This is a genomic window from uncultured Campylobacter sp., assembly GCF_938045405.1.
Lineage (GTDB): Bacteria > Campylobacterota > Campylobacteria > Campylobacterales > Campylobacteraceae > Campylobacter_B.
Genome location: NZ_CALIMW010000084.1, coordinates 1 through 1,422, shown reverse-complemented (window position 1 = coordinate 1,422; position 1,422 = coordinate 1). Strand labels below are relative to the sequence as shown.

The window sequence follows — 1,422 nt, the reverse complement described above, 5'->3', positions numbered from 1 at the left end:
AAAACAATATTAGTATTATTTTATAAAAACTATTGACTTATTTAACCCTCTTTTGATAAACTATCGCATCAATTTTACCGCAAAGGAAACACAGATGGATCAAAATTCCCTCCTATATAAGGTGCTTAATTGCCTGTCCAATTCGCAAAGCATATTTGTAAATTGTATAAGGTTTGCAATTTTCGTCGTCATGATCTGGATAGGCGGCCTAAAAGTCGTGCAGTATGAGGCGGACGGTATCGTGCCTTTCGTCACGAATAGCCCGTTTTTCAGCTATCTGATGAAAAATAAAGACATAGTCGATAACGGTAAGGGCAAAATGGTCGCGGAGTATAATCTGCACAAAAACCCCGAAGGCTTAGTTGTGCCGGATAATATCAAATGGCATAAATCAAACGGCACCTACACGGCTTCTTACATTATCGGCGCGACGATTTGCTCGATCGGCATCTTGATGTTGCTTGGCATATGGTTCCCTAAAATTGGCGTCGTAGGCGGACTTTTGACCTTCGGTATGGCTATCGTTACGCTATCGTTTTTGATAACGACGCCCGAAACCTGGGTGCCGAATTTGGGCAATCCCGCCCTCGGCATAACGGAGAGCCCGAACCACGGCTTCCCGTATCTCTCGGGCGCGGGCAGGCTGGTGATAAAGGATCTGATAATGATGTGCGGCGGTTTGATAGCGGCTGCGGATGCGGCTAAAAGATGGCTACAAAGTCTTTCGAAGTAAATTATAAAGCTAAAATTCTACCTCGCGGCGGGCGCAGGGCTAAATTTTACCGCCGCGAGCGCTAAATTTAACGCTCCTGTAGTTTTGCCTGCAAGCTTAAAATACGTACGTAGCATAAATTTTCCCGTTGTGTTTCGCGGCGCGCTACCGCTAGATTTGATCTGCGGTTTAATTTCTTTGGAGCAAAAGAGCTTAATTGCGGCCGTCTTTCTAAATTCTCCGATTTGCTCCTCGCAGCGTCTTGATTGAGGCGATATGGCCCGTGCTTTTAGATGCGGGCCGTGCAAGCTTTGTAAATGTGGATTTTAAGTGATGCTCGCAATTTTGCAGTCAGATATGGATAGAGGTAGTCGGCGTCGATGGATGCGCTGAAATTTGCACCGATAGGCACGTATAGAGGTCGATAAAGCTAGAAATTAAATGCCCGCTCGGTCAAAGCCGGTCGAGCTAGTTTAGAGAGCCGCATACCGATAGGGCTTCCAAAAAGTTTAAAAGCCGGAGGCAAATGAGCAATTGAGTATCACTCTACGCAGATATTTGGAAGGCACGACCAAAGCGACAAATTTAAAGAGAGAACCTACTTTTTTATTATAAAATTTAGCTCAAATTTAAGGCTAAATTTTTACGCGCTTCCTAATTTTTCTCGATTAATTTCCTCTCGATAAAGCTTAAAATTTCATCCGCGCTTA

General features: G+C 44.2%; 1 protein-coding gene. It reads left to right on the top strand.

Annotated features, from left to right (window positions below; translation table 11 throughout):
- Positions 1–94: 94 nt before the first annotated feature.
- Positions 95–733 carry a DUF417 family protein gene (locus tag Q0140_RS03195; RefSeq protein WP_297961799.1) on the top strand — a complete coding sequence of 213 codons (639 nt, stop codon included), beginning with the start codon at positions 95–97 and terminating at the stop codon, positions 731–733.
- Positions 734–1,422: the final 689 nt, after the last annotated feature.

Excerpts from the sequence above, each read along its gene's own strand:
- Q0140_RS03195 (WP_297961799.1), top strand. The coding sequence starts at position 95 with ATGGATCAAAATTCCCTCCTATATAAGGTGCTTAATTGCCTGTCCAAT.